Origin of the sequence: uncultured Roseobacter sp. (assembly GCF_947501835.1) — a bacterium.
In the GTDB taxonomy this organism is placed as follows: Bacteria; Pseudomonadota; Alphaproteobacteria; order Rhodobacterales; family Rhodobacteraceae; genus Roseobacter.
The window spans coordinates 85893-94408 of the sequence record NZ_CANMXR010000014.1; the positions used below are offsets into that span (position 1 = coordinate 85893).

8 protein-coding genes are annotated in these 8516 nt (G+C 63.5%); 4 read left to right on the plus strand and 4 right to left on the minus strand.

Features of this window, described 5'->3' with window-relative positions:
• Positions 1 to 8 precede the first annotated feature (8 nt).
• Positions 9 to 1160 (plus strand): hypothetical protein, encoded by a 1152-nt coding sequence (locus tag Q1A20_RS22415; protein WP_299918821.1) that lies wholly within the window; start codon positions 9 to 11, stop codon positions 1158 to 1160.
• A gap of 13 nt (positions 1161 to 1173) precedes the next feature.
• On the opposite strand, the gene Q1A20_RS22420 is transcribed toward Q1A20_RS22415, so the two are convergent.
• Together Q1A20_RS22420 and Q1A20_RS22425 are read right to left on the minus strand one after the other, a co-directional pair.
• Complete coding sequence (locus Q1A20_RS22420; protein WP_299918824.1) at positions 1174 to 2226, minus strand: acyltransferase; 1053 nt, start codon at positions 2224 to 2226, stop codon at positions 1174 to 1176.
• A gap of 120 nt (positions 2227 to 2346) precedes the next feature.
• Positions 2347 to 3099: a hypothetical protein gene (locus Q1A20_RS22425; protein ID WP_299506574.1), complete on the minus strand. Its 753-nt coding sequence runs from the start codon at positions 3097 to 3099 to the stop codon at positions 2347 to 2349.
• Positions 3100 to 3366: 267 nt separating this feature from the next.
• Here Q1A20_RS22425 and Q1A20_RS22430 point away from each other — a divergent pair, with 267 nt between their 5' ends.
• Positions 3367 to 4551, plus strand: coding sequence for a glycosyltransferase (locus tag Q1A20_RS22430; protein WP_299918827.1), 1185 nt, complete (start codon positions 3367 to 3369; stop codon positions 4549 to 4551).
• Entirely contained in the window at positions 4541 to 5461 is a 921-nt protein-coding gene (locus tag Q1A20_RS22435; RefSeq protein WP_299918829.1) for a hypothetical protein, read from the plus strand. Before Q1A20_RS22430 ends, Q1A20_RS22435 begins: the two co-directional genes overlap by 11 nt.
• Here Q1A20_RS22435 and Q1A20_RS22440 read toward each other — a convergent pair whose 3' ends face one another.
• Together Q1A20_RS22440 and Q1A20_RS22445 are read right to left on the minus strand one after the other, a co-directional pair.
• Complete coding sequence (locus Q1A20_RS22440; protein WP_299918832.1) at positions 5462 to 6448, minus strand: glycosyltransferase family 2 protein; 987 nt, start codon at positions 6446 to 6448, stop codon at positions 5462 to 5464.
• Positions 6445 to 7533 (minus strand): glycosyltransferase family 4 protein, encoded by a 1089-nt coding sequence (locus Q1A20_RS22445; protein ID WP_299918834.1) that lies wholly within the window; start codon positions 7531 to 7533, stop codon positions 6445 to 6447. The genes Q1A20_RS22440 and Q1A20_RS22445 overlap by 4 nt, the downstream gene beginning before the upstream one ends.
• Before the next feature lie 236 nt (positions 7534 to 7769).
• Here Q1A20_RS22445 and Q1A20_RS22450 point away from each other — a divergent pair.
• The coding region (locus Q1A20_RS22450) for a Gfo/Idh/MocA family oxidoreductase (RefSeq protein ID WP_299918836.1) at positions 7770 to 8516 on the plus strand (747 nt) is incomplete at its 3' end.

The window sequence follows — 8516 nt, forward strand, 5'->3', positions numbered from 1 at the left end:
GCGACAGCATGGCCCTTCCCCGGGAGAGCCGGTTGGAAAGATATATCTGGCTGCTGGCCTTTGCCATTGCCGCCCTCAGCCTGCTCATGGGCTTCTGGTATCACTACAATGCCTATCTGGCCGGCGGGCACCCGTTCATTCAGGGCGACTGGCTGATCAATTCGATCAACGGGCCGGTTCGGCGCGGGCCCCTGGGCTCCGTGATCATCCACATCGGGGACTGGACGGGGCTGGGCCCGCTCACGGTGACAGTGATCCTGCAGCTGAGCCTGATGATTGTCATGACACTGCCGGTGCTGCTGGCCTTCTGGCGGCTGCGCATCCCGGCCTATGCGCTGCTGCTGACCTCCCCGGGGTTCTTTATCGTGTTCTGGGCCTCCAGCCCGACGGGTAGCCTGCGCAAGGAAATGATCGGGCTGGCCAGCATCTGCGTGCTGCTGCTGATCCCGCTGTTGCCAAAGGCGTTTCGGGGGCTGGTGGTGGCATTTTCCCTGCTGCTCTTTGCCATTGCCTGCATCGGGCATGAGGTAAACACCTTTATGGCCCCGGTTCTGGCCGCCCTTTTCGTGATCACCCTGCGCCCCGATCTACGCTCGCGGGTGCTCTGGGCGGCGGCGGCGGTGTTCTTCGCTCTCACCGCGGCGGCCCTCCTCTATGCGATGAGCCAGGCGCAGATCAGCGACCGGGCGGCGGTCTGCGATCCGCTGCTGGAGCGGGGTCTGGGCAGTAACATCTGCAGCGGTTCCATCCGCTGGCTGACCTATGACAGCGCCCATGCGCGTTCCGAACTGATCCGGCGCCTGACCGCCCCCGGTGCCGCGCTGAGTTTTGCCGTTGCGGCCACGCTGGTGGTGGCGCCGCTGGTCTATCTGGTGTCGCTGCATGACCGGGCGCGGCTGCTTTATGGCGTGCTGGCGGCCTGCCTGCTGCCGGTGCTGCCGCTGTTCTTTGTGGCTCACGACTGGGGGCGCTGGCTCTGCATCTACATCACCCTCTTCACGGTGGTGATCTTTGCGCTGGCACTGCAGGGGCGCATCAGGATGGTCCGGCCGGTCAACCCTGTGGTGCTGCTGACCTTTGTCTGCCTGAGCTTTGTGTGGTCGCCCCACCATATCCTCGGCCTGCAGCTCGGCGGGATCGTGAAACGCATCCTGACGTAAGCCGCCTGCAGCTTCAGGCCTGATCCAGACCGGGTGCCGCTCGCCGCCGTTTGGCGGCCGTGCGCAGCTGTTCCACCGGCGCATCGACATATCTGCGCAACAGCAGGCTGAGCCCGGCGCAGATCAGAACCGCCAGGACAAAGACGATGCCCCCTTCCAGCGTGGTGTTGGGGCGGGCCACGCCGACAATATAGTGCGCCGCGATCAGCGCTGCCGTCCAATGGGCGATATAGATGTGATAGCTGAAATCGCCGATGAAGCGGTCCGCTGGGCTGTCGAACCGCTGGCTGGGTTTGGCCAGCCAGCCCACCGCCACTGCATTGAGCGCCATATTCACATAGAACATGCCCGAGGCGGGGTAATCGATCCCCTGTTGGCGCAGCCAGGAGGCAATGGCGGGCAGCAGCGCAAAGAGCGGGATGAACAGCAGATAGGTCAGCCGAATGTCCGGGCTGCGCTGCTCGAACCAGAACCGGTAGTGATAGATCAGCCCGCCGATGGAAAACGGCAAAGCACCTGCCACGATGAAGGCGTATCGGGTGCCATAGCGCAACTCCAGCGCAATGGTGGTGATGTGATAACCCAGGCTGAGGATGAACACGGCCCAGGTCAGGCTGCGCCAGCGAAAGAGCCCCAGACCGATGAGCGCGTAGTAAAAGAGCTCGATCGTCAGCGCCCATGTGGCGGGCGCCAGCCGGGGCTGCACGCTCAGCGGGATCCAGCTGGCAAAGATCATGGTGATGTTCTGCAGCCATTCCGCCGCGGTTGTGGGCAGGAAGATCGCGGGGCGGTAGGTGCTTGTGACCTCTTCTCCGAGGATCAGCACCACCCCCACGGTCAGGATCAGCACCACCCAATAGGAGGGGAAAAGCCGCAGGATCCGGTTCAGTGCAAAGGTGGCCGTGCCCTGCGGCGAATAGCCGTAAACGCCGTTCATCACCAGTGCCATCAGGTAACCCGACAGGATGAAAAACCCATGCACCGCGTAATGGCCGACAAAGGGCAGAGCAATGATATGCGAGGCGACCACCCAGAGGGCCAGATAGGTTCTAAAAAGACCGAACATGAAAAGAATAAAGCTCTTTAATAAGGTTAAATATCGATGTTTTCCTAGTGTTTTTGCAGATAAGCGTCCACGTCAAACCGGGGGGCAGCAAATGAAACGCATCCGGAACAGGGTGTGCCCCTAGCCCAGCAACCCCTCGGGTGGGGTGTAGTCAAAGTGTTTGATCTCATGGGCAAAGATCCGGCGCACCACCGCATCGGAGGCTGCCGAGAGCTTCTCGGGGTTTTCCGCGCGGGTATGGGTCTTGGCGCGTGGCAGCTCCACGCTGGCGATCACCTCAGGCGCCACCCCGGCGCGGCCCAGGGCCGTGGCCAGATTGCCCGACAGATCAGAGAAGTCGAAGACGTCATCGACGATGACCCTGTTCTGCAGCGTGTAGCGGTCCCAGTCGGTGGGGTATTTCTGATCCACCGTGCGCCCGGCCATCTTGCCACAGACAAAGGTGTTGAGATCCACCGGCGCGTCGTTCAGCCGGTTATACCAGAAATAAAACGACACCATCTTGTCCCAGGGGTTCCGCTCGAAACAGAAGGTGTAATAGCTGTCCCAGATCTCCGCCCCGATCCGCGCCTTGATCGAGGCCGCGCGCATGTGGCTGTAATAGCGGTGCCGCTGCAGCCGGTCGCGGATCACCCGGGCCACGGCGGCGGGGCGCATGTCCAGCAGGATCTCGTTCAGGGGATTGAAGGTGCCTTCGTAGTTGCGCGCATGCGCCTCCAGCACATCATCGCGCCCAATGCGGCCGCGTTCCGGCACATCGGAGGATAAAATATCATCAGGCCCGCAGATTTTCGCCAGCGCAACTTCCATGGAGGTGCCCGCAACCTTACGGTTTTTGACAAAAATGAACTTGTGCTTATGCGATACGATCATGACAACACTTCCGACTGACGAACAACACCTGAACGGTTTTGGGGGCCATGGGACCCCGCGCGGGAAAAATCAGCGGCCCAAAAACCCTTGCCGCCTTATGGTTCAAAGACCACTACATGCCAAGGCCCGGATCCGGGAAAGAAAAATGCGCCTGCCCGCAGACCCCAAACCGATTTACGCCTGTTTTTCGCCTGCATTTGATGCGATGTTCCGCACGGGCGCATTCCCGTCCATTCCGCACCGACCTAGCACGGGACACGCGCCGCAATGAAACATCTGCTCGTCATCTCCTCGGCGCCGGCACAGGTGACGCCAGAGGGCGTGGTGCTGGATAAGAAGTTTCTCGAAGGCATGCGGTCTTATTGTGCCGGGTGGACCGGTCAGGTCCATTGCATCCTGCAGAAAACCGGCACGGTGCCGTTTGGCACCACGGTTGATCCTGAAAACCTGCCTTTTGAGCTGCAGATGCCCGATGCGGCGGCGCGGCTGACGCGAGAGCAGTTGGCACAGTATGACGTGATCCTCTGCAGCGGCGACAATCACCGGTATTTCTATCTGGCGGATCTCTGCCAAACCCTGCCTGTCAGGCTCTATTACATCATTGAATATATTCTGGAGACGCGGCTGCAGATCATCCAGCTGGATGCACGGCTGTCCCCCCTGCGCAAGCTCAAGGGGGTGCTCTGGACCCTGCGCCAGGAGCGCCGCCGCCGCCGCGCCTTTCGCCGCGCGGACGGGTTGCAGGCCAATGGCTACCCAGCGGATGCGGCCTATCGCGGGATCAATGCCAATACGGTGCGCTATCTCGACAACCGGGTGCGGCGGGCAGATATGGCAACGGCCGACGAGATGGCGGCACGGCGCGCGCATCTGGCGGCGCAGGGTCCGCTGCAGCTCATTCATTCCGGGCGGTTGGAGCGGATGAAGGGCAGCCATGATCTCATTCCGATTGCCCGCCGTCTGCGCGACCGGGGCGTGGATTTCCGGCTCGACATCTTCGGCACCGGCAGTCTGGAGGCGGAGATCCGCACCGGCATCGGCGCGGCCGGGCTGCAGGACCATGTGCATCTGCACGGCACGGTGGATTTTCAAAGCGAACTGGTGCCCTTCACCCGGACCCAGAGCGATATTTTCCTCAGCTGTCATCGCCAGTCCGATCCCTCCTGCACCTATCTGGAGGCCCTGGGCTGCGGTGTGGCCGTGGCGGGCTATGCCAACCGGATGTGGCAGGCGTTACAGCAGCAATCCGGTGCAGGCTGGGTCGCGCCCCTGGGCAAACCGGAGGCGCTGGCCGATGTGATCGCCGCCGCCGCAGCGGACCGGGCGGATGTCACGGCCTGTTGTGATGCCGCCCTCACTTTCGCGCAAAACCACAGTTTTGAGACGGAATTCAACCGGCGCATTGCACACTTGGCGGGCACCTCCTCGAAAGGCGATGCCAGTGCCGCATGATCCGGTCCTTCTGCACGTCGGCTACATCAAGACGGCCACGACCTTTTTGCAGAACCAGGTCTTTGCCGGGCCGGATGAGGGGCTGGAGCTGGCCGCCGGACCGCAGACCCGGGCGCAGATGGTGCAGGAGATTCTGCTGGGCGATGATTACGCCTTCGATGCGGAGGCCACCCGGACCCGTCTCGAAGCATTGGCTGCGGATGTGCGGGCGCGGGGCAACCTGCCGGTCTGGTCCGAGGAAATGTTGCTCGGCAACCCGCCCGCGCGCCGCTATGACGGATTTGCCAATGCGCGCAAGCTGCAGATGGTCTACCCAAACGCCAAGGTGCTGATCACCATCCGGCGCCAGCCCGCCATCGCGCTCTCGATCTACCGCGAATATGTGCTGGGCGGCGGCGCCCTGCCTCTGCGCGGGGTGATTGGCAGCGGCGACGAGGCGCTCTCCTATACGCCGATCCTGCGCCCGGAGTTCCTGTTCTTTGACCGAGCCATTCGTCACTATGTCGGGCTTTTTGGTGCGGAAAACCTGCTGGTGCTGCCGCAGGAGATGCTGAGCGCCGACCCGGCGGCCTATTTCGCAGCACTCTCCCAATTCACCGGCTGCACCATCGCCCCTGACCGGCCCCGCGCCCGCGAACATGTGGGGGAAGGGTTCAGCGCGCTGGCCCTGCGGCGGCTGAGCAACCGGTTCATCGTCAAGGACCCGACGCGGCGGGGGCGGCAGGGGATCGATCATCTGACTGACCGGGTGATCCGCAAGCTTGATGGGGTATTGGGCCGCAATGCCAAGCGGCGCCGCGCCCATGAAGCGCAGATCGCCGCGCGGTATGCCGGGCTTTTTGCCCAGAGCAACCGTGCAACCGCCGATCTGACCGGGCTGGCGCTCGATGCTCTGGGCTATGAGACCTGACTACCCGGTGATGGCCCGTTTGAGACGCCCCGCGACCCGGCGCAGAGACTGTAATGATCCCATCACCTGATACTGCCATTTCAGGCGCGGCTGCAGCGTCGGGCGCCCCGCCAGACCGAAATCGCGCAGGAACTGCCCCGGTGCGGTCACCGCCGTGACCTTGTGCCAGTGGATCTCCCCCGCCTTGGGCCCGTCGTGATTGCCGTGTCCGCAACCCTTGGCCACCAGCGCTTCGGTCACGCGGATGAAATTAAAGTGATCCTTCTGGCGCACGTGACGGCCCAGCACCCGGATCAACCCGTCCTGATCCTCGCGCAGCGGATCGGTGGCCGCGACCACCAGATCGACGAAGCCCTTGTCCAATACACCCTGATCATCGGCCAGCTGATCCGGTGTCAGCGCGGCCAACGCGGGCTGAAACGCTGCGATGCGGTCCTTGAGGGTGCTGGCGCGAAACACCCGGCAGGAGCCACAGGTATCGTTGAAGGTGTTGACCTTCAGCGCCGCCTCCAGCTGGAACCCGGTGGGCGCAGGGCGCAGGGCCGCGTGATACCCGCCCGCCAGCAGGAACCCGTCCTCGGCCACCTCCTGCCCTTGCAGATGCGCCAGCAGATCGCGGTGCACGAAATCATCGCCATCCATCAGCATGATCCAGTCCGGCGCAGGATCCATCAGCGCGACCCAGGTGCCCAGCACGTATTTCATGCCCTTGTCGACCTGCACATGATTGCGGCCCGCGGCAAAGCCGGGATGCTCCGGGATCACCAGAAACGTGACATGATCCGCGAAATCACCTGCCCAATCCGGCGCCTGATGACAGACCACCACCACATGGGGGCGGGGCCCGTGCTGGGCGGTCAGGCTGGTGAGGGTCTCGCGCAGGATCATCTCGACCACAGTATAGTTGTCGACCTTGCCCCCCTGCGGGTGCACCAGCGGCAGCACAAAGGTGATGCCCTGGGCATCGGTCGGGGAGGAAGACGTCATGGAGAGGTCCCTTCTGTCGCTTGAATTTCCGTGACCAGCCTTTGGGCCGCATCGGTCCAGGTATAGGAATGCGCGGTCTGATAGGCCGCATCCGACATCGCCCGCCAGGCCTCCGGGGACATCTGCGCGACTTCGGCAATCTTTGTGGCAAAGGCGTGCCCGTCCGCCTCCAACAGATCGCCGTTGGTGCCATCGATCAGATCGGCCGCAGCGCCCGCGCGGGTGGCCAGCACCGGGGTGCGGCAGGCCATGGCCTCCAGCAGCGGCAGGCCAAAACCTTCGTGGTCACTGGTAAAGAGCCAGAGGTCACAGGCGGCATAGAGTTTCGGGATCTCCGCCTGTGGCGGCGATTGATGGTAGTCCACCCAATCGGGCAGGCCGAACTCCTCCACAGGCCAGCCACGCCCAAAGGCCACCACCCGCAGATCGGGGACAAGGTGCTTTGCCGCCAGCACCGCCGCCAGCGCCAGATCGGCGCGTTTGCGCGGATGCGCGTGGTAGAGAAACCCGACCGTAAGCGGGGTGTTCCGGGCGCGGGGGGGGGCGTCGAACTGTTTGGTATCCACCGCATTGGGAATGACGGTGATGTCCGAGACCCCGTGATTTTCGCTGACACAGTCTCTGATATAGCCCGAGACCGCGATTTTATGCAGCGGCAGCGTGTAAGAGGTCGCGACATCCTCGGCGGGCAGATTGCCGAAGGTCTCGTAATCCTGCAGCAGGTAGAATTTCTTGCCCTTGGTGGCGGGCAACTGCGCCACGCTTTCGGCGGTTTCCCACCAGGTGGCAATCACCGCATCGCCATCGGGCACATCGCGGGGGGTCACCGGGCGGAACCGGTCCAGCACCACGTGCCGATCCCCCAGAAAATCCAGAAACGGCGTGGTCCGGTCTTCGCGCGCCCGGGCCCGCGCCTTGCCGGTGATCTTGTTGATCAGCGTGCGCAATGGCGATGTTTTCACCCGCAGGGGGCGCGAGATTACGGTAACCTCATGGCCCGCCTGCGTCAGTTCCCGCGCATAGGTGGCAATCACGCGGATGCCGCCCGACAGGGAGGCAAAGGGCAGAATGAAACTGATGCGCATGAAAAGGCCCCGTCTGTTCGGTCCTGCGTTCGATACGAATATGGGGTCATGGACACAAGGTGCGAGTTCGGCAGGCGGGGTCGCTTTTGCGCCGGATGCCTGCAAGATATGCGCCCGGAAGGCTGTGCTGCATTCTTTATGCACCCCGCACCAGAGCCGCAGTTGAACAATGGCCAATATGGGTTAAACAGGCAGCGGAATTCAGGCGGCACGGGCCGCAAAGGAGAGCATGCGCGATGACTGATGTCCGGGGAAGACCCTTTCGCTGGGCCATCCTTGGAACCGGGTCCGTGGCGCGCAAATTCGTGCTGGACCTGCGCCAGTTGGAAGCAGAGGCCGAAGCGCATATCGTGGCCTCGCGCACCCCGGCCAATGCACAAAGTTTCGCCAGCAGCCTTGGGGTCGCCCACGTGGCGCAAAGCTACGCGGAGGCCGCTTCGGCGGATGTCGATGCCCTCTATATTGCCACCCCGCCTGCGCAGCATGAAGAGCACGCGCTGCTGGGCATTGCAGCAGGCAAGGCGGTTCTGGTGGAAAAACCCTTTGCGCGCGATGCCGCCGCCGCAGAGCGGATCATGCAGGCGGCGCGCGCGGCAGATGTCTTCTGCATGGAGGCGATGTGGACCCGGTTCCAGCCGCTGCCCGGGCAGATCCGCGACAGGATCGCAGCGGGTGATCTGGGAGACATCCGCGGATTCGACGGATCGTTCATGGCCGCCAATGCCCCCGATCCCACCTCCAGCCTCTTCGATCCCGCCCGCGGCGGCGGCGCGCTCATGGACCGCGGGGTCTATCCGCTGTCGCTGGCGCGCTACTGGCTGGGGCCCGTGACAGACGCCCGCGCCACGGCACGGATCGGCGACACCGGCGTGGATGAGGACTGCACGCTGATGTTGCGGCACGCAAGTGGTGCGCTCTCCACCTTACGCGCCAGCCTGCGCGCGGGCGGGATCGACGGGGCTGCGATCTACGGCACGAAAGCG